At 58.5% G+C, this 22,758-nt stretch carries 22 protein-coding genes; 6 read left to right on the top strand and 16 right to left on the bottom strand.

Annotated features, from left to right (window positions below; all coding sequences use genetic code 11):
- Positions 1–77: 77 nt before the first annotated feature.
- From ACYF6X_RS07790 to ACYF6X_RS07745, 10 genes are all read right to left on the bottom strand, one after another.
- Positions 78–767, bottom strand: a complete 690-nt coding sequence (locus tag ACYF6X_RS07790; protein ID WP_107226234.1) for a VIT1/CCC1 transporter family protein — start codon at positions 765–767, stop codon at positions 78–80.
- 26 nt (positions 768–793) lie between these two features.
- Complete coding sequence (locus ACYF6X_RS07785) at positions 794–1,267, bottom strand: VOC family protein (protein ID WP_130017313.1); 474 nt, start codon at positions 1,265–1,267, stop codon at positions 794–796.
- A gap of 11 nt (positions 1,268–1,278) precedes the next feature.
- A complete protein-coding gene (locus ACYF6X_RS07780; RefSeq protein ID WP_004938082.1) occupies positions 1,279–1,629 on the bottom strand; it encodes a DUF1428 domain-containing protein in 351 nt (116 codons plus the stop codon).
- Positions 1,630–1,734: 105 nt separating this feature from the next.
- The gene (locus tag ACYF6X_RS07775) at positions 1,735–3,177 is read right to left on the bottom strand and encodes a GGDEF domain-containing protein (protein WP_063989927.1); all 1,443 of its coding nucleotides are present in this window, start codon (positions 3,175–3,177) and stop codon (positions 1,735–1,737) included.
- A 320-nt stretch (positions 3,178–3,497) separates the two neighbouring features.
- Positions 3,498–3,959 carry a GNAT family N-acetyltransferase gene (locus tag ACYF6X_RS07770; protein WP_126179781.1) on the bottom strand — a complete coding sequence of 154 codons (462 nt, stop codon included), beginning with the start codon at positions 3,957–3,959 and terminating at the stop codon, positions 3,498–3,500.
- Between the two features lie 197 nt (positions 3,960–4,156).
- Complete coding sequence (locus ACYF6X_RS07765; protein WP_130017312.1) at positions 4,157–5,476, bottom strand: NAD(P)/FAD-dependent oxidoreductase; 1,320 nt, start codon at positions 5,474–5,476, stop codon at positions 4,157–4,159.
- 248 nt (positions 5,477–5,724) lie between these two features.
- On the bottom strand, positions 5,725–6,414 hold the full coding sequence (locus tag ACYF6X_RS07760; RefSeq protein ID WP_130017311.1) for a GntR family transcriptional regulator: 690 nt from the start codon (positions 6,412–6,414) through the stop codon (positions 5,725–5,727).
- A 96-nt stretch (positions 6,415–6,510) separates the two neighbouring features.
- Complete coding sequence (locus ACYF6X_RS07755; protein ID WP_165384359.1) at positions 6,511–6,816, bottom strand: hypothetical protein; 306 nt, start codon at positions 6,814–6,816, stop codon at positions 6,511–6,513.
- Positions 6,794–8,296 (bottom strand): aldehyde dehydrogenase, encoded by a 1,503-nt coding sequence (locus ACYF6X_RS07750; RefSeq protein WP_130017310.1) that lies wholly within the window; start codon positions 8,294–8,296, stop codon positions 6,794–6,796. Before ACYF6X_RS07750 ends, ACYF6X_RS07755 begins: the two co-directional genes overlap by 23 nt.
- A 9-nt stretch (positions 8,297–8,305) precedes the next feature.
- Complete coding sequence (locus tag ACYF6X_RS07745) at positions 8,306–9,208, bottom strand: dihydrodipicolinate synthase family protein (RefSeq protein WP_207221074.1); 903 nt, start codon at positions 9,206–9,208, stop codon at positions 8,306–8,308.
- Between the two features lie 384 nt (positions 9,209–9,592).
- Between ACYF6X_RS07745 and yddG the strand changes: the two genes are divergently transcribed.
- Together yddG and ACYF6X_RS07735 are read left to right on the top strand one after the other, a co-directional pair.
- Positions 9,593–10,510 carry an aromatic amino acid DMT transporter YddG gene (gene yddG, locus ACYF6X_RS07740; protein ID WP_130017309.1) on the top strand — a complete coding sequence of 306 codons (918 nt, stop codon included), beginning with the start codon at positions 9,593–9,595 and terminating at the stop codon, positions 10,508–10,510.
- A 215-nt stretch (positions 10,511–10,725) separates the two neighbouring features.
- Positions 10,726–12,111, top strand: coding sequence for an MFS transporter (locus ACYF6X_RS07735; RefSeq protein WP_130017308.1), 1,386 nt, complete (start codon positions 10,726–10,728; stop codon positions 12,109–12,111).
- 30 nt (positions 12,112–12,141) lie between these two features.
- Here the strand turns inward: ACYF6X_RS07735 and ACYF6X_RS07730 are convergent, their stop codons facing one another.
- Complete coding sequence (locus tag ACYF6X_RS07730) at positions 12,142–13,161, bottom strand: GlxA family transcriptional regulator (protein WP_130017307.1); 1,020 nt, start codon at positions 13,159–13,161, stop codon at positions 12,142–12,144.
- A gap of 448 nt (positions 13,162–13,609) precedes the next feature.
- Here ACYF6X_RS07730 and ACYF6X_RS07725 point away from each other — a divergent pair, with 448 nt between their 5' ends.
- Entirely contained in the window at positions 13,610–13,777 is a 168-nt protein-coding gene (locus ACYF6X_RS07725) for a hypothetical protein (protein ID WP_233221854.1), read from the top strand.
- Between the two features lie 47 nt (positions 13,778–13,824).
- Here the strand turns inward: ACYF6X_RS07725 and ACYF6X_RS07720 are convergent, their stop codons facing one another.
- Positions 13,825–16,254, bottom strand: a complete 2,430-nt coding sequence (locus ACYF6X_RS07720; protein ID WP_207221073.1) for a DUF3772 domain-containing protein — start codon at positions 16,252–16,254, stop codon at positions 13,825–13,827.
- A gap of 450 nt (positions 16,255–16,704) precedes the next feature.
- On the opposite strand from ACYF6X_RS07720, the gene ACYF6X_RS07715 reads away from it, so the two are divergent.
- The 3 genes from ACYF6X_RS07715 to ACYF6X_RS07705 all read left to right on the top strand — a co-directional run bounded on the left by ACYF6X_RS07715 (position 16,705) and on the right by ACYF6X_RS07705 (position 19,835).
- Positions 16,705–18,435 (top strand): ABC-F family ATP-binding cassette domain-containing protein, encoded by a 1,731-nt coding sequence (locus ACYF6X_RS07715; protein WP_130017305.1) that lies wholly within the window; start codon positions 16,705–16,707, stop codon positions 18,433–18,435.
- A gap of 47 nt (positions 18,436–18,482) precedes the next feature.
- The gene (locus ACYF6X_RS07710) at positions 18,483–18,923 is read left to right on the top strand and encodes a GNAT family N-acetyltransferase (RefSeq protein ID WP_130017304.1); all 441 of its coding nucleotides are present in this window, start codon (positions 18,483–18,485) and stop codon (positions 18,921–18,923) included.
- A gap of 66 nt (positions 18,924–18,989) precedes the next feature.
- Positions 18,990–19,835, top strand: coding sequence for an inositol monophosphatase family protein (locus ACYF6X_RS07705; protein WP_130017303.1), 846 nt, complete (start codon positions 18,990–18,992; stop codon positions 19,833–19,835).
- Here ACYF6X_RS07705 and ACYF6X_RS07700 read toward each other — a convergent pair.
- The 4 genes from ACYF6X_RS07700 to ACYF6X_RS07685 all read right to left on the bottom strand — a co-directional run bounded on the left by ACYF6X_RS07700 (position 19,778) and on the right by ACYF6X_RS07685 (position 22,715).
- Entirely contained in the window at positions 19,778–21,154 is a 1,377-nt protein-coding gene (locus ACYF6X_RS07700; RefSeq protein ID WP_107226240.1) for a cation diffusion facilitator family transporter, read from the bottom strand. The two genes, ACYF6X_RS07705 and ACYF6X_RS07700, sit on opposite strands and share 58 nt — an antisense overlap.
- Before the next feature lie 26 nt (positions 21,155–21,180).
- Positions 21,181–21,360, bottom strand: a complete 180-nt coding sequence (locus ACYF6X_RS07695) for a hypothetical protein (RefSeq protein ID WP_025302915.1) — start codon at positions 21,358–21,360, stop codon at positions 21,181–21,183.
- Positions 21,361–21,467: 107 nt separating this feature from the next.
- Positions 21,468–21,524 carry a protein MgtS gene (gene mgtS, locus ACYF6X_RS07690; RefSeq protein ID WP_374930557.1) on the bottom strand — a complete coding sequence of 19 codons (57 nt, stop codon included), beginning with the start codon at positions 21,522–21,524 and terminating at the stop codon, positions 21,468–21,470.
- 168 nt (positions 21,525–21,692) lie between these two features.
- On the bottom strand, positions 21,693–22,715 hold the full coding sequence (locus ACYF6X_RS07685) for a magnesium transporter (protein ID WP_063989935.1): 1,023 nt from the start codon (positions 22,713–22,715) through the stop codon (positions 21,693–21,695).
- Positions 22,716–22,758 lie beyond the last annotated feature (43 nt).

Below are 22,758 nucleotides of genomic sequence, written 5' to 3'. Positions count from 1 at the left end.
ACCATGCCGTGAACGCCGGCGGCTGACAAATGATAAATACTGAGCTTGAGGTGTACCAGATTAATGCAAACACGGCGCTACCCGGCCGCGACGCCAAACAGCATGCCGACGCCGGAGGAGACCGCCATCGCCAGGGCGCTCCAGATCAGGATACGCGCCACGCCCGGCAAGATCGGCGCACCGCCGGTTTTCGCGGCGATGCCGCCGAGAATGCCGAGGGACATCAGCGCCGATGCCACCAGCGCCGGCCGTGTCCAGGCAACCGGCACCCACAGCGCCACCAGCAGCGGCAACAGCGCGCCGAGAGAGAAACTGAGGGCCGATGCCAACGCGGCTTGCAGCGGCCGGGCGCGCGTGGCGGCGGAAATGCCCAGTTCGTCGCGCGCGTGGGCCTCCAGCGCATCATGCGCCATCAGCTTTTCCGCCACCTGCCGGGCCAGCACCGGGTCCAGCCCGCGATGCACGTAGATAGACGTCAGTTCGCGGAACTCCCCCGGATAGTCTTCGAGCAGCTCCGCCTGTTCCTCCGCCAGCGCGGCCTTTTCGGTGTCCGCCTGCGACGACACCGACACGTACTCGCCGGTGGCCATCGACATCGCGCCCGCCACCCACCCGGCGACGCCGGCGATCATCAGCGCGGAATGCGAGGCGCTGGCCGCCGCCACGCCCAGCAGCAGGCTGACCGTTGAGACGATGCCGTCGTTGGCGCCGAGCACCGCCGCCCGCAGCCAGCCGATGCGTTCAATACTGTGCCGCTCTCGATGCATCCTTTCTCTTCCTCGTTCTCTTTCCGCTAGCCCCGCGCCGCCGCTTCCAGGCCGGCGATGTCGATTTTGTCCATCAGCAGCATCGCTTCCGTGACCCGCCGCACGCGGGCGGCGTCGGGATCGTTCATCAACTCGGTCAGGCGCCGCGGCACGATCTGCCAGCACAGCCCCCAACGATCGCGCAGCCAGCCGCACTGCTCCGCCTCACCGCCCCCGCTCAACGCGTCCCACAGCCGGTCGACCTCCGCCTGATCGTCGCATTCCACCATCACGGAGAAGCTGTGATTGAACGGATCCAACGGTCCGGCTTCGATCGCCGCATAGCGCTGGTCGCCCAGGGTGAAGGAAGCCAGCTTCACGCTGCCGGCCGGGCCGCTCGGCGTATCCGCCGGCAGATCGGAAAACCAGTTCACAGACGAACCGGGGATCAGCGCGACATAGCAATTCAGCGCCGCTTCCATGTCTTTTTCGAACCACAGATGTTGCGTAATTCTGGCCATCTGCGCCTCCTTTACGCATCGAGGATCGGCGCGAACCCGCCGAAGATCATGCGTTTGCCGTCAAACGGCATCTCGCCCAGCGCCTTCATGCGCGGATCGTTCATCATTTTCTCGTTGGCGGCGTCGCGAACCGCCTTGGAGGGATACTCTATCCAGCTGAACACCACCACTTCGCCCTCCTGCGCCTTCACCGCGCCGCGAAAGTCGGTAAGTTTGCCGTCGGGCACGTCATCGCCCCAACACTCTACGATGCGCGTGGCGCCAAACTCTTTGAACAGCGGCGCCGCTGCAGCCGCCAGCCGGTGATAAGCCTCCTTGTTGGCGGCCGGCACCGCCACCACAAACCCGTCTACGTATTTCATTCTGGTATCCTCTTGTCTGATTAAGGACAGTCGGTTCAGCACGGGCAACGTTGCCCGCGCTCCCCTACCAGTTTAGACGGCAGGCGCGCGGCCCGGATCGGAAGTTCAGCGGTCAGGATCGTTCGGCAGGTAAGATTCCGGCGTGGCAACCCGGTTACGGCCGGCGTTTTTCGCTTTGTATACCGCCAGATCCGCCAGTTTGAGCAGGTCGGTCAGGCTGTGGCCGGAACCGCCCAGACAGGTCACCATGCCGATGCTGACGGTGATCTGCAGCGGATGGCCGGCCGGCATGGTGATCGATTCCGTCTCAATGCGTTGCCGCAGCCGTTCAGCCAGCAGCAACCCCTGTTGCGGCTGGCCGAGCGTCGAGACGATGGCAAACTCTTCCCCACCCATGCGGCCGAACAGGTCATCGACGCTCAGATCGGCGGCGATGGCGCGGGTAAAGGCCATCAGCGCCTGATCGCCACCGTCGTGGCCGAAACGGTCATTAATCGATTTGAAATAGTCGATATCGAGCATCATGACGCACACCAGCTCACCCTTTTGATCAATCACCCGCTCGCCGCGCTGCATAAACGCATTGCGCGTCAGCACGTGGGTCAGCGCATCGTGATTCGCCACGTGCTCCAGCGTGCGCAGCAGCGCATTGCGCGCATAGTTCATGCTGGCGACGGCGATCGGCCCCAGCGCCAGCAGCGCGATGCCCAGGCGCATCGATACCGTGTTCTGCAGCACCTTCATGTCGAGCGTCGTGCTAAGCAACCCGAAATCGATCGCCAGATGGCACCACAGCACATAAACCAGCACCGCGATCATGGTGCTGAACAGCGAAAAGGACATCGCCAGCCACAGCAGCACCGGCATTGGAAAGATCACTGCGCCGGGGCCGCCGATCAGCACGCTGCAGACCGCCGCCAGCGCCAGCAGCGCCAACACCGCCAGTTTCCCCCCCGCATGCGGCCATTGGCTGCGCTGCATCAGCATGGCGCAGGTCGCGCGCAGGCGATGCCGCCAATCGGCGGGAAACGCCAGAATGAACGGCATCAGCGTGACGTAGTTGGTAAATTCGGACGAGAACCACAGCGCCAGCGAGGTCAAATAGGGCCTGCCGAACAGCCACTGCGAGGCCGCCGCGCCCACCACGCCGGTCGCGGCGGCGGCAGCCAGGCAGATACCGAACAGGTACATGCTGGAGGCGCCACGCTGCAGCGTGCGCGCCGATGGCGACAGCCGCATGAACAGCAGATGCCCCACCACCACGCCGGTCAGATTGGCGGCGTTCAGCAGCAACGCTTTTTGCAGCGAACTGCCGGTCAACAGATCCGCCGCCAGATACCCCAGCACCGCCATGCCCCAGCCGGCGCGCGTGGCCCACTGCGGACGGCGTACCAGAACCGCCAGCAATACGGCGTTGACCGGCCAGAATACCGCCAAAAATCCGACGGGACGGCTGACGATGCCCAACAGGCAAACTGCGAACACCAATAAAAAGACGGTGAGTGCGGGCCAGATTTTCCGGGTATCGGACAACGAGGTGGTTTGCATCTTGGATCCAGAGACTTCTGCTGCGTAAGGTGACAATTTGTTCGTGTCACAACCGTCGACGATGAGGAGAAGATAAGCGGCCGACCCGCCTATTATTGCCAGTTTTGGCGGCCCGAGCACCTGTTTATTCATTAAGGGAAAATACATTTGTGTATCAATGTATTGATAGCAGTTACTCGTCTGGCGCAGAAACTGCTGAAGCGGCCGCGCCACTCTGAGCATTCCGCGCCCCAGCCGGCCTGTTACCGGCAAAAATCGCCGCCTTTTTCATAAAAAATAAAATAAGATTGGGCAATGAGCGGAGATTTTTTCACCCCACGTCAAAGCGCCTTGCGGTACATCACAAAACCGGGGCGCTCCGCCACCTTGTCGTACAGCCGCATGGCGGTCTGGTTGGTTTCGTGGGTATTCCAATAAACGCGCGGCAACCCCAGCTGCTGCGCACGCTCGTAGACCGCCGCGATCAGCGCCCGTGCTACGCCTTTGCCGCGCACCGTCTCCGCAGTGAACAGATCCTGCAGATAACAGTTAGGCTGCAGCTGGCTGGTACTGCGGTGCAGGAGATAGTGTGTCAACCCGACCACCTGACCCTGATGCTCCGCGACCAGCGCAAACATCGGTTCGTAGGCGTCGAAAAAACGCCGCCAGGTGGTCTGCGTCACCTCGTCCGGCAGCGCCGTGGCTCCCTCACGGCCGTAAAATGCGTTATACCCTCGCCACAGCGCCAGCCAGGCGGCGTAATCCCGCGCTTCCAGCGGCCTGACCACGATGCTTTCGCTCATGAAGCCCTCCCGATGATGTCAAAATGCCCCGCCTCCAGCATAGAACAGCGCACGTCAACGCGCAGGCGGCGGCATCACATCGGCGAGAATTTACGTTTGCCAGGGCGGCAACAGCAGCCCTGGTCCAACCGAGAAATGTCTCAAATGAATGGTTTTGTAAATCGGCTTGGTCATGATCATGGTTCGGGTGAGAAAGACTAAACCTCCAGGCCTGCTCTATATTGTCCCCATTTCAGTACCGAATTAACGCCAACGGAGAGGAAAGGCTCTGGCGGGGTTTTATTCGGGCCCGGTGACGCCACAAGGAAGTCGATCAACTCATTGCTCTCACCGGCAATCATATCCGCCAGCAGTTTGCCGGTGGCCGTGCCGCGAGTGATGCCCAACCCGTTACAGCACAGCGCGCCGTACACGTTGGGTGCCAGCTGGCCGAAAAAACCCTCATGATTCTCCGACAGACAAATCGCCCCACTCCAGGAATAGGCGAAATCAACCTGGTTAAGCATCGGGAAGCGACGCTCAAAGGATTTACGGTGGTTAACGATAAAGCGCCTAAGATGGTGCTCGCGCGGGTGGCCATCTGGATGGAAGCTGAAGCTGTTGCGCACCAGAATACGGTTATCCACCGTCCGCCGGACGGTGCTGCCAAACGGATGCGCGGGGATAACCCCCCAGACCGGCTTGCCGCCTAGTTGGGCCTGCTCGTCGACTGTCAGCGGGCGGGTCAGACTGCCATATAGGAAGGTCGGCAGCAGGCGTCCGCGCAGGAAGCCAAAGTGTGACGCAAACGCGTTGTTCGCCAGAATCAACTTATCCGCCGAGATGCTGCCTTTGTCATGCACCAGCGTCACTTTGTCACCATAATTAATAGCCGTGATCGGCGTATACTCGTAAAGCGTCACGTTCGATGGCAGATTGTTCGCCAGCCCTTTCACCAACGCCGACGGTTGCAGCAGGATCGTGCCGGGAATATAAAGCGCCTGTTTGTAGTAACGGGTGCCGATGTGGTCAGATAGATCCTCGCCCGTTATCATCTGCGTTTCGCGGCCAATCTTCTCTAGCCCACGGCGGTAGGCCTCAAGAATCGCTACGCCCTGCTCGCCCACCGCAGCTTGGTATTTCCCGGATTCTGACATCTGACACTCAATTCCGTGCTCCTGCACAATAGCACGCAGATAGTTCTGCCCCAGCGTATTGAGCTGCAGGATAAGCCTGGCGGTTCTGACATCGCCGATGTAATCCTTCGCGCCGATATCGTGCGGTACATCAATAGCAAAACCCGCATTGCGTCCGGAGGGGCCATAGCCCACTTCCTGTGCTTCAATCAGTACAATTTCATCGTCAGGAAAGTGGATCGCCATCTGGCGGGCGGCTGCCAGCCCGGTTAACCCAGCCCCTACAATAGCCCAGCGAGCCTGTTTTTGCCCCACGTGAGCAGGCCGTGGGGGGCGTGATGGGCTGGTGTGATACCACCCTGGCAGGGCGTCATCAGCAGGGAGAGAAGTGATCTTTTGCACGCTGTTTACTCCGGTTCGCTGTTATTTTTCTTTGCGCTTAGCAGGTCAGTAAGCGCGGTATGGACTCATGTTATCCATGCCGGAAAAATGAATACGTGATGAATATCCCACGTATACAACAAGTATAAAAATAGTTAAATTCCGGTTAATTACGACGTGGCAAAGCCCCGCGCGAGTAACGCTCAGGGCGTGCGACGATTTGAAAATAGGCCCCCAGCGAACGCCTGGAGGCACGTTATCAGGTGAGGTTATTCAGGTGACTGGATGCGCTCATCAGCCTTAAGCGCCTGCGGCGCAATAAAGATCTCCATGTTTTCCCGAGAGAGTTCCCAGTGTTCGAACACCAGATCCACCACCGCCTGCTCATCGTGCGCTTCCAGCGCGACGATAAATGCATCGTGATGATCGGCAGCCAGCTGTAAACGCCGCTCCATGTCATCATTACGTGGACGGAAAAACGTGTGACCGATACGGCAATGATCGATCAGCAAGCGTCCGAGGCTCGGTTGCAAATAGGGGTTAGCCGCCATTTCCCCCATGATCTCGTGAAAGCGGTTGTTCTCCAGAGCCAGCGCTTCGGCATCATGGCTCTGAACCGCTTTGCGAAAGCGCTTTTGCGTCTCTTTAAGCGCCTTCAACTGCGCGGGTTTGTAGTGCTGAGCTGCAAGGCGCCCGGTGGCTGCATAAATCATCGGTGCCACGAGGAAGAAGTTGCGCAGCGTGGCATGGCTCATGGGGATCACGCGGACGCCACGCTTTTCAACGATCTCGAGATACCCTTCACCTGCCAGGCGCTGAAACACTTCGCGCACCGGTGTCCGTGACAGGCCGTACTGAGCGGTCAGACTGGCTTCATCCAGCAGCGCATCCGGGTCGAGTTCCATCGTTAAGATAAGCCGCTTGAGATCCTCGTACAGCGCTGTCTTACCCGTTCTCATTACCGCCTCCTGAAAATCGACCCGTGATACTTAACTATGATGCTGCTTAACCTACAGATAAAGGTAAGCTACGGCAAAATTTATCCGCAACGGCGATCACGTTCTGTGCATTTTACTGGCTGTCCGGTAAATGAGCATCAGAACCGGTTCCGGATCCCGATCGGGCGAATGACGCAGGATCTCCCCACGCAGCCAGACAATTTCACTGTCGGCGCGTTGATGGAAAGATCCCATCTCCCGAGCATTCTTTAGCCATTTAATAATAAAGGCATTTTTTTGCCGGTTAGCGGTAATGCGTCCCAGCTTCTTCGACAGCCCCACCGCCACCAGAAGACAGAAATAGAAATGAATTCTGTCTTCCAGGCCGCTAAGCACGGCTTCAGGCGTCGTCTTCAGCAACATCAACCCAGATGGTCTTCAGCTCGGTGTACTGGTCAAGCGCAAACACTGATTTATCGCGACCGCCAAAACCGGACTGCCTGTAGCCGCCAAACGGCGTGGTTGCGTCCCCCTCTCCGAAGCAGTTCACCGTCACTGTTCCGGCGCGAATAGCGCGAGAAACGCGAATGGCGCGATTAAGCTTGCCGGTATAAACCGATGCCGCCAGTCCGTATGGGGTGTCGTTGGCCAGCGCGATGGCCTCGGCTTCGGTTTTAAACGTGGTGACGCACAGCACCGGGCCGAAGATCTCCTCCCGGAACAGCGCGCTTTCCGGCGTCACGCCATCGATAATGGTCGGCTGCACGTAAGCCCCCTGCTTCGTGTTACCTCCGTGCAGAATAGGTAACCCTTCCTGGCGCGCGATATCAAGATAACGGCTCACCTTACTAAAGTGCTCTGGAGAGATCATCGCACCCAGCCGATTGCGCGGATCGAACGGGTTACCCATCGTCCAGCTGCCGAGTTGCTTCGCCATCTCCGCCAACAGCGTCTCCTTCACTTCTTCCTGCACCAGCAGGCGCGAGGTCGCGGAGCAGTTCTCGCCCATGTTCCAGAACGCACCGTTAAGCACATGTCCGGCAACCGCAGCGATATCGTCGGCATCGTTAAACACCAGCGCCGGGTTTTTGCCACCGCACTCCAGCACGACCTTTTTGAGATTGGATTCCGCCGCATAGTGCAGGAAGCGACGTCCGGTCGCGGTGGACCCGGTAAAGCTCACCATATCAACATCCGGATGCAAACCAATCGGCTCGCCGACTTCTTTTCCGGTCCCGGTCACAATATTCAACACGCCCACAGGAACGCCCGCTTCAAACGCCAGTTCAGCCACGCGCAGCGACGTCAGAGAAGTCTGTTCAGCCGGTTTCACCACCACCGAACACCCTGCCGCCAACGCCGGGCCAATTTTCCAGGCGAGCATCAGTAGCGGGAAGTTCCACGGCAGAACGCAGCCCACTACGCCTATCGGTTCACGTACTATCAGCGCCATCGCATTATTGCCTGCCGGCGCCGTGTGATCGTAAAGCTTGTCGATGGCTTCCGCATGCCACTTCAGCACATGGATAGTCTCCGGTACGTCCACTGCCAGACACTCGCTGACCGGCTTGCCGCTGTCGAGGCTTTCAAGCACCGCCAGCGATGCGAGCTGCTGTTCCATCAGCGCCGCCAGTTTTAGCAGCACCGCCTTGCGTTCGCCCGGAGCCAACTTACTCCAACTTCCGGCCTCAAAGGCTATGCGAGCCGCGCTCACCGCCACGTTAACGTCGGATTCATCGCAGGATGCAAGATTTCCGATGGCTTCACCGGTCGCCGGGTTGTACGTCGTCAGGGTTTTACCGGAATGCGCCGGGGCGAAACGGCCATTGATAAACGCCTTGTCAGGAAGCGTAAGTTCATGCGCCAAGCGCGTTACTTCGTTGAGTGTCTGAAGCTGTTTCATCCTGCCCCCTTACGCCGCCGTGACCGCAGCTACGTTGCGTTTCACCCCGGCAATCACCGCTTTCAGCTGCACTTTCTCTTCTTCGTCCAGACTTTGCAGCGGCGCACGCACCTGACCCGAGGTCAGGCCGTTCAGCTCGCAGCCATAGCGGATGGACTGCACAAACTTGCCGCCGTCGAGGAAGTTCATCAACGGCATCATGGCGGCCATAATTTTTCGGCCTTTCGCGAAATCTTTTTCCACCACGCAAGCCTCATACAGCGCCACGTGCTCACGCGGAATAAAGTTAGAACCGGCGCACACCCAGCTGCGTGCTCCCCAAGCAAAGAACTCCAGCGCCTGATCGTCCCAGCCGCAGGAAAGCGCAATGTTCGGAAATTTACAGGCCAGCAAATGCAGGTTATTGAAATCGCCTGAGCTTTCTTTAATGGCGACCACGTTGGACGAGCGGCTTACCTCGTGGAAGTAGGTTTCACCCATGGTGATCCCCATACGGCCTGGGTAGTTGTAGAGCATGATCGGCAGCTGCGCGGCTTTATCCACTGTTAGCGCGTGATGGGCGTTTTCCTGCTCTGTAGGCAGCGCGTACGGCGGCGAGGTCACCAGAATAGCGTCGGCTTTAATCTCGCGGGCATGCTTCGCGTAGTCCACCGCATCTTCGGTGCGGATTGCCCCGGTTCCAACAATCAGCGGCAGACGGTTGCCAATGACTTGACGCGCATGCTCGGCCAGCGCCTTACGTTCTTCGGCGCTCTGGGCATAGTATTCGCCGGTTGAACCGCCAATGATGATGCCGTGAACTCGACCTTCAATCAGGGATTCCAGCACATCCGCAAAGCGGGCGAAATCAATACTGCCATCGGCCGCGTAAGGGGTAATTGCCGGGGTGTAGATACCTTCAAATGTCAACACGATAACCTCCAAGGGAATTCACGACCGTGATGGTCTGTTCAGCAGCCCGCCAGGCTGCGTTTGTTAAGAATTTGCACACGGATGTGAAAGGGGTCAATGAATGAATATTTTTTGTATACATTAAAAATACAACATAAATACCAATGAATAGAAAAATTCTACACGAATTTAATTTTTAATTTTTAAAAATCAATTAGTTAAAATTTAGTTTTTGACGTAGTAATTTTCTACATGATTTCAGATAACGATCACATTCCGGAATTTTTGCCTCCTGAGGCATATTTACAGCGCCAAAACGGAGGCATAGCTTTAAGGCAGGATTTAACCAGAATTTAACAGCAAACGGCTTCGTTTGTGATGAAAATGTAAACAGAGGTACAGGGTATGCCCCAGAAAAAAGCGACGCTCATCGGACTGATAGCCATCCTGCTGTGGAGCGCGATCGTTGGGTTGATCAAAAGCGTGAGCGAAGGTTTCGGCCCGGTGGGCGGCGCGGCGCTGATCTACACCTGTAGCGCAGTCCTGCTGTTATTCACCGTTGGCTTCCCGAAATTGCGGCTGTTTCCACCGAGCTATCTGATCCTCGGCAGCATCCTGTTTGTCTGTTATGAACTCTGTCTGTCGCTGTCGCTGGGCTTCACCCATTCCGGCCGTCAGGCAATTGAGGTCGGGATGGTGAACTATCTCTGGCCGAGTATGACCATATTACTGTCGGTTATCGTGAACCGACAAAAGACCAGCCCGCTGATTATTCCAGGCGTCATTTTAGCCGTCGCCGGAATTTGCCGGGTATTAGGAGGCGAACGGGGTTTCTCTTTCACGGAGATGACCCATAACGTAATGGAAAATCCGCTCAGTTATGGCCTGGCATTTAGTGGTGCCATTATTTGGGCAATATATTGCGTGGTCACCAAAATCATCGCCAATGGCAATAACGGCATTACCCTGTTCTTTATTTTGACCGCACTAACGTTATGGGGGAAATACCTCATTTCACCGCAACCAGAATTTATTCTCTCCTGGCATACATGGATAAGTTTATTGCTGGCCGCCATCGCCATGGGGTTTGGTTATGCCGCCTGGAACGTCGGCATTCTACACGGCAATGTGACAGTGCTGGCGGCCGCTTCGTACTTTATCCCGATTATCTCGGCGGTACTGGCTGCGGTTATGTTGAAGTCACACCTGAACATCGCGTTCTGGCAAGGCACTGCCATGGTGAGTCTGGGCTCGCTGCTCTGCTGGTGGTCTACCCGCAGCACTGCGCCGAAAGCCTCACCTGCAATAAAAGAAAGTAAGTAAGACCCTAACAATAAAAACATCTTACCCGACCATCCTGCACCGGAGGAGTATTTATAATGAACGACCGAAATTAACAGAAAAAATATTCATTACGTTCGCTTCAACAATATTAACTCACCTACATTTAAACCGCGATCGTCGGATTAGCGGCAATGGTTTCGTGTACCCGTTGCAGGTCGTTAATCCGACGACATCGGGGAAAGACAGGAGTTACCATGTCAAATACCATTTCTGTAGAAGATGTCCCCCTTAACCGCTTTCACCGGTTGCTGACCGTGCGTTCGGGAGGTGGATCCTTTGTCGATGGCTACGTGCTCAGTATTATCGGCATCGCCATGATGAAAGTCTCCCCAGCACTCGGCCTGAACGCATTCTGGGAAGGATTGATTGCCGCCTCGGCGCTGATCGGTATCTTCTTCGGTGGTTTTATCGGCGGTGCGCTGACTGACCGTCTTGGCCGCCGCGTACTCTATTTCGTTGGGCCGACGCTGTTTGTCGTCTGCTCTCTGGCGCAATACTGGGTGCAAAGCGGTGAAGTGCTGTTTGCGCTGCGCTTTATGAATGGCGTCGCCGTCGGGATTGAATACCCGGTCGCGACCGCTTTCCTGGTGGAGTTTCTGCCGAAGAAAAACCGTGGCCCCTGCCTCGCGACGCTGACCATCCTCTGGTTCGCGGGCGCAGCCGTGGCGTACCTGGCCGGCGAAGCCATTCTTAATTTTGGTGGACCTGACGCCTGGCGCCTGACGCTGGCGAGTACGGCCATCATTGGCGCGGTGCTGTTCATCGTGCGTCTGGGCACCCCGGAATCCCCGCGCTGGCTGTTAAGCAAAGGCCGCCATGCCGAGGCAGAGGCGATCATCCGCCGCGTTTACGGCCCTGAATTTGGTCTGGATAACTTACCGGTGCAGGCTGAAAGCAAAAACCTCTCCTTTGCCAACCTGCTCCACTCCGGTTACGGCAAGCGCATGGCGTTTGTGGCGATTTTCTGGACCTGCTCCGTCATTCCGGTATTTGCCGTCTATGCCTTTGCCCCTAAGGTGCTGGATGCGCTGCACCTTAGAGGCGGCTGGGCATCCTACGGGTCGGTTGCTATTACCCTGCTGTTCGTGGTGGGCTGCGTCATCGCGACTCGCCTGATTAATGTCCTGGGACGCCGTAAGCTGCTGCTGCACAGTTTCCTGTGGTCAGGCCTTGCGCTGTTGCTGCTAGGCTTTCTGCGTGATGGGCCGTCTGCGGTGATCCTGCTGATGTTCGGTCTGTACGCGCTGTTCATCGGAGGAGCGCAGGTGCTGCAGTTGGTCTATCCCAATGAGATCTTCCCGACTGAAATTCGCGCCGGTGCCGTAGGCGTAGGGACGTCGCTGTCGCGCATCGGCGCGGCGGTGGGTACCTGGCTGGTGCCGCTTTCTCTACAGAATATTGGGATTGGTCCGACGATGTATATCGCTGCAGCGATCACTTTCTTTGGTCTGATAGTGTCGTGGTTCATGGCACCGGAAACCAATGCACGCAGTCTGGAAGATGCCTCCTCGTTAGAGGATGAACCTCCGCGTAACAAGGTTTCAATGCAGGGGGTAATACCGAAACGGCACTCTCTTTGATTCACCGGGGCTGCATAACTGCAGCCCTTTTTACTCCTTCACCAACTTTTCCACTTCCCTACGTCGCTTGCGGAACGAACTCGGTGTCTCACCGTATTGCTTACGAAACCACGAAATGAGATGCGACGCGTCCGAAAATCCGGTCGCGGTGGCAATGTCGTTAATACTGTTACTTGAATCGGCCATCAGCTTCCGCGCCTGCTCCAGCCGCATACTGCGCCAGTAAACGGCTGCTGAATAGCCAGTGCATTTGGTGAATATCAGATTGAGCTGACGAAAGGTTACACCCGCAAAATCCGCCACGTCGGCGAGCGGGATCGGTGAATCAAGGTGCTGTTTCATAAATTCAATTACCTTACTGACCCGTTCGTTCTCGTACACATCCGGTGCATTAAGCGGGGCTTTCTGCTTCGCCTTTCCGGCAGGTTGTGGCGCGTCCATCAGAAGATACTTCAGTACCTTCTGCGAGCGTACCAGGCCGCAATGCTGACGGATCAGATCGGCCGCCAGGTCAATTGCCATGCCGCCCGGACAGGAGATAATCCCGCCGTCTTTAATATAGGTTTTGTCGATTACCGGAATGGCTTTTGGAAAACGAAGCCGAAACTCGTCGCGGGTAGTGAAGTGGATCGCGCAGTGATGATCATCCAGCAGCCCGGCGTTACCGGCAACGAACGCTCCGCTGCACAGCGTAATGATTGGAATATTGCGGGCGTGCAGATCCCGCAGCGCCTGTAACAACCATTCTGGCGGGTTGCGAGTCTCTTCGAGCAATCCGCCTGCGACCACGAAATAGTCCCAGTCTCTGGAGAAATCGAGCTTCGCCGTCGGTGATACGGGCAAACCACAGCTGGCAGTGACCGGCCGATCGTCGCAGGTCATCCACTCCCACTGGCAAAAAATCTGCCGGCTGGAGAAGGATTCGTCCGCTGCAAAGCGCAAAGATTCCACCAGACCGGCAACCGAAGCCAGCGTAAATTGCTTCATCAGCAAGAAACCCATCGTCAGATCGGGTTTCGGCTCGATGGCTTTTTCATAGGCGTTCTTCATCAAACTCCTGCAATCCTCCAGCTTGTTCAGAAGACATTACGGATCGGCGATGTCCCGAGTATTTAGACCAACGGCGATCGGCTTCTCGGCGCTATTGCCCAACTTTTACTGGTCGCATAACGTTTTCCACCAGTATGGCGTACTACCCTGTGCGGTGCATTAGGTGCATTAGGTGCATTAATGGACAATCACGGAGCGATAGCAGAGAGACAGCCAGGAGCCGAATGTGCAGATTTACACACATATTGCGAACGGTACAACCGTTGTATACCAAAGTGATCCGTCTTGTGTGCGACTCCACCCGCGGACTTATGGTCTGCTGTATCACGTAAGTCATCGGGAGATATCAGGACACTACAGATACCGCTGTATAGATAGCACCGGCGAGCGGTGCCGTTCGCTTTCCCGACATATACTTAAAGAAGGAATTGCTATGGAGGACGGTGAGATGAAGAAACTACTTCTCGTGTTTTTGATGCTGATGCTGAGTGGGTGTATCGGCGGTGGCGGCGGCCCGTCGAATGCGCCGTCGGCATCGCCGAATGAGCCTTATACCTGCACCAAATCCAGCGCCAACAGCGACTGCTCGCAATCGGTGGAGCCGTCGATGTACTAGCCGCGTTCGGCGGGCCTTCGCTTAATGGCCCGCCGCCTTAGGAAGGACTAGGAGGAGTGTTCCTCTTCGTTGGCCTGATATCGCGTCGCCTGCTGTTTCATAAACACCACTTCCTGCGGGCTGGACAGGCTCACTTCCTGCGCGCGCAGCAGCTTGAGGATATTGAACAGCAGTTCGCTCTTGGTGGCGCCGACCATGCGCGGGCTCGGCACGTAGCCGGTCACGCTCAGGATAATGCCGTCCGGCCCCAGCTGGCTAAAGCGCACGTAAGGCGCCGGCGTTTCCAGAATGGTTTCGTAGTCGTTATAGGCGCTGAGCAAGATATTGCGCACCTGCTCCGGATCGATAGAGGTCGGGAACGTCAGCGCGATGGTCACTACCCCTTGCGCGTTGCCCATGGTGGCGTTGCGCACGTTCTGCGAGATCAGCTGCGAGTTCGGTACGATCATGGTGGAACGGTCGCTGAGCTGGATTTCGGTGGCGCGCACGTTGATGCGCCGCACGTCGCCTTCCACGCCGCCGATGCCGATCATATCCCCTACCTTCACCGGGCGTTCGGTCAGCAGGATCAGGCCGGAAATAAAGTTCTTCACGATCTCCTGCAAACCGAAACCGATACCGACCGACAGGGCGCTGACGATCCACGCCAGGTTGCTCCACTGGATGCCCAGCGCCGCCAGGGTGATCAGAATCACCAGCACATAGCCGATATTGCTGAACAGCGTCACCAGCGAGGCGCGGATGCCGACGTCCGAGATGGTTTTCGGCAGCAGTTCAGAACCCAGCCAGCGCCGCACCGCGCGCAAAATATAGATGCCGATCGCCAGGCAGATCACGGCGTTGAGCAGGTTACCTGGCACGATGTTGAAACGCTGCAGCCCTTCACCGGTCAGGATGGAGACGATTTTCTTCATCAGCGAGCCCGGCGTGGTGCTGCCGAATGAGCCGTTGAACAACGCGACGATCATCAACAGCAGCAGCGAACATTTGGCCAGCGCGGTGGTGATGATCGCCATCTGCTCCAGATGGCGATCCTTGAAGCTGAGCGTTTTCTTCAGCATCTTGCCACTGACGGTCTGCGGCGAAAACAGCGCGGCGCACAAATCGGTGGCGAACAGCACCATAAAATAGAACGCCATCAGCACCAGCACCACCCAGATCAGCTGGTAGGTCAGGAAGCGGGCGAAAGCGATATAGCCGATGAGCAGAGAAAGCAGGATCACCACCGAACAGACCAGGGTGACGATGTGCACCAGCCCGCCGACCAGCGTGCGTTTTTCCAGGTGCGCGCCCTGCTGTTCCAGCCGGCGACGAATGCGCTGGCCGCGCAGCGGCGCCGCCAGCAACACCATGCCGATCAGCCCCGCCACCAGGCCGTTGCCGAAGATGGTGGTGGCCAATGAGGCGCTGACGACGTTGTTGATCAGCTCCACGGTGCCGAACGCCATCGCCAGGCCGGCCAGCAGCGGCGAGAAGTAACGCAGCCCGGCGGCCACCTCATTGTCCAGCGAAGCCAAACGCCACGACGGGCGATTCAGCGACAGCGCCGCACGCCCCAGCCCGGCGATCAGCGCGCAGAAAATCCCCAGACGGTTGAAGCCTTCGGCGAAGTCTTCCAGCATCACCGGCAGCGGCTGCACGCGAACAAAGACGTAATACAGCAGGTTCAGCGCAATAGAGGTGGTGATCACCGTCACCACCACGGTGACGAGCGCCATAAAGCTGCGGCGCAGACGACCGTCCGGCAGGAAACGGATGCTGACCCAGGCGAGGAAACGCTCGGAGAAATAGCGCCCCCAGGACCAGACAATCACCGCCAGCGCCAACAGCGCCAGCGTGCCGTAACGCCACTCCTCCTGCCAACTGGCATCCCAGGCCGCTTTCATCTCGGCGTTGAACTGATCCAACCGCTGCACGTCATTCTCGGACGGCTGCAGCACCGGCGCCCAGAATTTGATGCCCAAAATGCTGCCGGTATTCAGCGCCAACTGGGTTTTAAACGCCACCCGGCGCAGATCGCCGATCTGTTGCCCCAGATCGAAAGCGCTGGTCTTGATGGCCTGCGCGCGTTTTACCGCATCGTCCAGCTGTTTCTTGCTGTTGTTCAGCGCGTTGCGCTGCTGGGCTACCGCCGGGGTTTCCGGCAGCGCGCCGGCCGCCGGGGCCGGCCCCAGGACGTCCAGCTGCGCTTTCAGTTTGTCCTGCTCGGGCTGCAGATCGGTGGCGAGCTTTTCCATGCCGGCGACCAGATCGTCGGTCGCCAGCCGCAATTTGCTGAGCTGGGTATCGGTGGTCGCTTTGGAAACCAGCTGCTTCATGCTGTCCAACTGCTTTTGCGCGGCTTTCAGCTGCGTAGCGGGATCGGGCGCGCTTTCGGCAGCGGGATCATCCTGGGTGGCGGCGACGGCGGCGAGCGGCGTCAATTGCAAACCCAACAGCAATAACAACAACAGCAGGAACGGGCGAGGCTTTAACATAAATTCAGTGCTCAGCATCATTATCTGATAGACAGACGAACAGGCGGCGGATGAACCGTCGCTTAACCATAAACGCTAATTATAATAGCTGCTTAATGTCGGCCGAAATACAGTAATTATTCCCATTGTGTGCCACGCGCGCCCGTCGTACTTAGCTTGCTGATTATTCAGGCGCTTTTACACTGGCGGCGCGGCGCAAAGCGCTCTATACTCCTGCCACCGATTAACCTGCAACCAATAAAAGGAGACTGACTATGCTGACGTGTGAATTGTTTTTTCACTCACACTTCTTTGGTAATCGTCGTCGCTCAAGCATTACCGGTATCGTGCTGCGATAACCCAGCTTGAGCGAAGCTTACTAAAATCCAGGATCTTCCCTCCGGCTTACCGGGTTGTCGTCAGCGATGTTTGACGATAGGCATTGTCATGCCTGTAACTCTTGAGTAAGCAATGAGCACACTACTGTCTGCACAATCTGTCGGTTACGACAACGCGTTCGGCACCCTGCTGAGCGAGATTTCCTTCAGCCTGAAAAAAGGCGATCGCATCGGTTTGATCGGCGACAACGGCTGTGGCAAAAGCACCCTGCTGCAATTGCTCAGCGGCGCCCTGCCCATCCACAGCGGAACGGTGACATTGTCACACCAATGCCTGATGGCGCGCATCGAACAACACCTGCCGCCTGAGCTGCACGCCAGCACCCTGCTGGATGCGGTACTGGCGCAGTTGCCCGCGGGCCAACACCTCAGCGAACGCTGGCGCTGTGAAGCGCTGCTTGCCGAACTGGGATTTGAACCTGTGAGCTGGACGTTGACCGCCGGCACCCTCAGCGGCGGCCAGCACACCCGCCTGCTGCTGGCGCGCGCGCTCATCCGCCAGCCCGATCTGCTGCTGCTCGACGAGCCCAGCAACCACCTGGATCTGCCCACGCTGCTGTGGCTGGAGCAGTTCTTGCGTAGCTGGAACGGCAGCTTCGTGCTGGTGTCGCACGATCGCTATTTGCTCGATCAGGTGACCAACTGCACCTGGATCCTGCGCGACAAAACGCTGCAGTTCTTCCGCTTGCCCTGCTCCGCTGCGCGCGTCGCGCTGGCGGAACAGGACGCTGCGGACGAGCACCGTCACCAGGCCGAGCAAAAAGAGATCGATCGGGTGGAAAAAAGCGCCAAACGCCTGGCGACCTGGGGCAAGGTCTACGACAACGAAGATCTGGCGCGCAAAGCCAAGCAAATGGAAAAGCGCGTCGATCGGTTGAAAGACGAACAGACCACCCTGACCGCCGGCAGCCCGTGGCGGCTGCGGCTGCAGGGAGAGGCGCTGGACGCCGATCGCCTGCTGGCGCTGCCGCAATGGGCCGTGCGCCCGGCGCCGGATGCGCCGGTGCTGTTCAGCCTGGAACATCTGCGCGTCAAAAGCGGCGATCGCATTGCCATCGTCGGGCGCAACGGCTGTGGCAAATCGTCGCTGCTGCGCTTGCTGTGGCAGGCGTATCAGCTTCCCTCGGAACGCCCGGCGATCTTCCATCCGCGCGTGCGCATCGGCTATTACGATCAGAGCCTGCAACAGCTGCACGATGAGGACACGTTGAGCGAAGCGCTGGCGCAGTTTGCGCCGCTAACCGAGGAACAGCGGAAAATGGCGCTGATAGGCGCCGGTTTCCCTTACCTGCGCCACCATCAGCAGATCCGTTCGCTGAGCGGCGGCGAGCGTTCACGGTTGCTGTTCGTCGGCCTGACGCTGGCCAACCATTCGTTGTTGCTGCTGGACGAACCCACCAACCACCTGGACATGGCGGGCAAAGAAGAGCTGGCGGAAACGCTGCGCCAGTTCGCCGGCGCCGTCATGTTGGTCACCCACGACCGGATGCTGATCGAACAGAGCTGCAACCGCTTTTGGCTGATCGACCAGCAAAAACTGGAGGAGTGGCACGATCTGGCGCCAGTGTATCAGCGCCTGGCGGGTGAAGCGCCGACGTTGCCGGCGACGGGCAAGGCCAACGCAAACGCCCCGACGCCACATGAGCGACCGGAAAGCGAAGAAGCGCTGTTGACCGCCCTGTTTGCCCTCGAAAGCAAACTGGAGGACGACCTGGCGCGCAAGCCGAAGCACCAGAAACCGGCGCTTCAGGCGCGTTGGCGCCGCGAGATTGCCGACATCACCGCCCGGTTGAATCTGGGCTAACCTTGACAGGCCGCCTTCCGGCGGCCTGTTTTTTGACGGAGTGCAACATGACATTTTCCCTGGAGCAAGCCTCGCTCGCGCAGCGGCCGCTGCTGGCGGTCATGCTGTCCGATTGCCTTCACGAGCTGGGCGCCGATGGCGATTACCCCTATTTGCCACTCTACTGGCGCGAGGCCGGCCGCTACCCCTATTTGATTTTGAGCGATCGGCAAACGGCCGGTTTCGCGTTGGTCCGGCGCCTGGACAGCGCCACCGTCGAAATGGCGGAGTTCTACATCAAGCCCGAATGGCGGCGCACCGGGCTGGGGCAACGGGCCGCCCACGCCTTGTTCGCGCAGCACCCCGGCAGTTGGTCGCTGTCGGTCAGCCCGGATAATCCGCGCGGGCTGGCATTTTGGCGCGCGGTAATACCGGCCGGGGCCACGACCGAACCGCTTTCGGCCCCCGATGCCGTGATACAGCTGCGTTTTTCATCCCCGCCGCGCTGAGCGACACATTACCTTCATCCTTTTATGGCAGGGTAACCCGATTCGTTCTTTGCTATCGAGCCTGCCATGACTTCACTTTCCCCACGGGACATCGAGGCGCGCTACCGCTTTGCGCGTGAGATCGCCCGCGCCGCCGCCGATCTCGCTTTCAGCTTTTATCAACGGCGGCAAACTCTGGCTGTCGACTTCAAACAGGGGCTGCAGGACGTGGTCAGCGAGGCCGATCGCCGCGTCGAAGCGCTGATCCGCCGCATGATCAGCCGGCGCTTTCCTCAGGACGGGGTTCTCGGCGAGGAAAGCGGCAGCACCGGCGAAAACGCCGCCTGCGTTTGGGTCGTCGATCCGATTGACGGCACCGCCTGCTTCCTGAACGGATTGCATACCTGGTGTATCTCGATAGGCGTGGTGATCGACGGCGAGCCGACGATCGGCGTGGTCTACGATCCCAACCACCGCGAGATGTTCCGCGCCTGTCGCGGCCACGGCGCCTTTCTCAACGGGGAACCGATCGGCGTGCATGCCGGGCGCAGCGTCGCGGATGGCGTGATGGGCGTCGGGATTTCACCGCGCGCTTCAGCGGCGGAATTCAGCGGCTTTCTCTGTCGCCTGCTGCAGGCGGGAGGGATGTTTGTGCGCAGCGGCTCCGGCGCGTTGATGACCGCCCAGGTGGCCGCCGGTCGGCTGCTGGGCTATTACGAACCGCACATGAATGCCTGGGACAGCCTGCCTGGCTGGGTGCTGACGCGCGAAGCCGGCGGCGTGGCGAATGACTTTATGCACAACGACGGGTTGCGGCGCGGCAACCCGCTGCTGCTGGCCAACGCGGCGCTCTACCCGCAGTTGGCCGAGCTGATTCAAATGCCGGGTTTGATCGGCTCGACGTGCCCTATCGCGCGCGTGATGGCAGGATAAAGCGAGCGCAGCCGGCGCTCGACACGATCGACCGCATCGTGCGCGGCGGCGATGGTGACCGCCGGCGACACCCGGCAGTGGAAGTTGACGATGATGCCGCCGTCGCTCTTGCGCGCGCGGACGTTGTGTACGTCTTGCACGCTCTCCCCCTGCTCCAGCGCCGACTGCAGGATGCGACGAATATCGGCCAGCTCCGGCGCATCGACATCCTCGCTGGTCAGCCAATGCGGCGTCTGCGGTTCCAGGTGCGTCTCTATCTCGGTGTCTTCACCGATCGCCTGGCGCAAGATCCCTTCTATCTCCGTGGCGATGTCATGCGCCTGCGCCACGCTGGCGTTGGCCGGCACCGCCAAATCCATGCCGATCGCCATGCGCGTCGGCAGCTGCTGCAAGGTCACATTCTGCACCTGCGCGCCGTGGTTGGCGGCGATCGCCCGAATGCGCGTCGCCATGTCTTCATCGCTGCGGGTCTGCGGCACCGCGATGACGGTGAATTCCGCCCTGGCGTACAGCTCCCGCAGTTGCTCGACGATCTCTCGCTTCAGCGCGTCGATGCGTTCCAGGGGCAAGGTGCGGCACACCGCCACCGTGATTTCGACGAACAGCACCGCGCCGGCGTTGCGAATGCGCACGCTGTCGCAGGCCAGCACCGCCGGAAAACGCGCCAGCGTGGCGCGGATCGCCTCGGTAGCCCCGGCGGGCGCGGCATCCATCAGCGAGTCGAAGGAGCGTTTACCCAGTTTGATCGCGGCGACGAAGATAAAGCCGGCGACGATCAGCGCGGCAATGGCGTCCGCGCGGCCAAAGCCCAGCAGCACAAACACCATACCCAGCAGCACCACGCCGGACGAAAGCATATCGGAGAAGAAATGCAACGCATCCGCTTCCAGCGCCGCGCTGTCGGTCGCTTTGGCGACGCGGTTGAGCGCCCGCACGCGGAAGAAATCGACGCAGATGGAAATCAACAGCACCGCAATCACCACCGGCGCCGCGACGATCTCATGCGGTTGCCCGAGCAGGCTGCTGCCGGCCTCATAGACAATCCAGCCGGCGGCGCCCAACAACAGCAGCACCTCGAACAGCGCCGCCAGGTTTTCCACCTTGCCGTGGCCGAAGTGGTGATCGTCATCGGCGGGTTTATCGCTGATGCGCACCGCCAGCCAGGTGATGCTGGTGGCGATAAAATCGGTAAAAGAGTGGATCCCTTCGGATATCAGGCCAATACTGCCGGTAAAAATGCCGGCGACGAACTTGCCCGTAGCCAACAACCCGCTGGCAATCATCGAGTTTCTGGCCACGGCCTGTTTTTCATTTTGCATGATGCTGCTCACATTCGAACGGTGATTTATTTTTTTACTTTAGCGGATAATTGCCAGACAAAGGCGATCAGCAGCATACTGCCAGAGAATGTCAGCATGAGGCTAGTAAGAAAATTGGATTTTCCGGTGGAATAAAAATAAATCTCATTAACGCCCACCGAGATCATTAAAATGGCGTAGAGCAATCCCAGAATAAGAATCGTCATTATTATCAACTCCCGTATCAGGCCGCGCGTTCAGCGCGCCACTAAATCCTCCCCATAATAAATAGCGGCTACGGGGAGGATGCATCTAGGCGGATCTTTAGCGTTCATCAATCATCCCATTTGGTGCTCATATAGGCTGCCAACAGGCCCAGCGAGCTGATCATTGCCAGGAATCCCATAAAAATAGTCATGTTTCCCATTATTTTGCCCTCAGGTTAAATGTTATCGATAAAAGCCCCTTGCGTTAAATATCGGGGTTGGTCGGTATCCATGGTTTTTTAACGCCCTCCTCTTTTTTGTCACATTCCCGCCCTGTTTAGAGCGGGAACCGTTTAAATCCCCAAAACGTGCTGGGCGATTTTGAAATAAATAATCAGGCCAGTGCCGTCGATAAAGGTGGCGATAAACGGCGCCGATACCACCGCCGGATCGATGCCGAGCCGTTTCAGCAGCATTGGAATGATCGACGAAACAATGGCGCTCCACACGGTGATCGCCACCAGCGACAGGCTGACCACCAACGTCACCTCCATGCCGACGCCCATGATCCAGGCGCGCACCCAGGCCGCCAGGCCAATGGTGACGGCGATCAGCAGCGAGGTCGTGACCTCTTTGCGGATCACCGCGCCCAGATTGCGCAGGCTGACCTCGCCCAGCGCCATGGCACGCACCAGCGTCGAGGTGATCTGGGTGCCGCTGTTGCCGCCGGTGCCGATCAGCAGCGGGATGAAGAACGCCAGCGCAATCGCCGCTTCGAGCTGTTCTTCGAATGCCTTCAGCACGTTGCCGGTATAGGCTTCGGCGACGAACAGCATCAGCAGCCACACCGAACGTTTACGCCACAGCGCCCACGGGCTGGTCTCCAGATAAGGCTTGTCCAGCGGCAGGCTCGCGCCCTGGCGCTGCGCGTCTTCGGTATTTTCATCCTCGACCAGCCGGGCAATCTCGCGCTCACCCAGTACGCCGACCAGCGTGTTGTTCGCCACGACCGGCACCACGTCCAGGCCGCCCTTGCCGAGCAGATGCGCCACGTCGTTGCGATCGTCGTCGGGTGAAACCTGGAAATAGCTGTGATCCATCATCACGCCGACCGCTTTATCCTGCTCGTCGCACTGCAGCAGTTTTTTCACCGACAGCGTGCCGCGCAGATGATAATCGTCCGCGGTAATAAATACCCGGGTGGGAATTTCGTCCGTTTTAAGCTGTGAAAGTAAATATTCCCGGGCATGATTGACCGTCATCGTCGCGGGAACAGTAATAAAATCGGCGTTCATATAGCCGGCGACCGATGTCTCGTCGAGAGTTTCAGTCGCGCTCAGCGCCGGAGAAGAATAATGTTGATGTGACTTGATCATTGTCAGTCCCTATTTCTGTTTTGAACTTCAACAGCGAATCGCA

Source organism: Serratia sp. ID 25-353 (genome assembly GCF_054792795.1).
The sequence above is the reverse complement of the archived record's forward strand: the minus strand, read 5'-3'. Positions and strand labels throughout refer to the sequence as shown.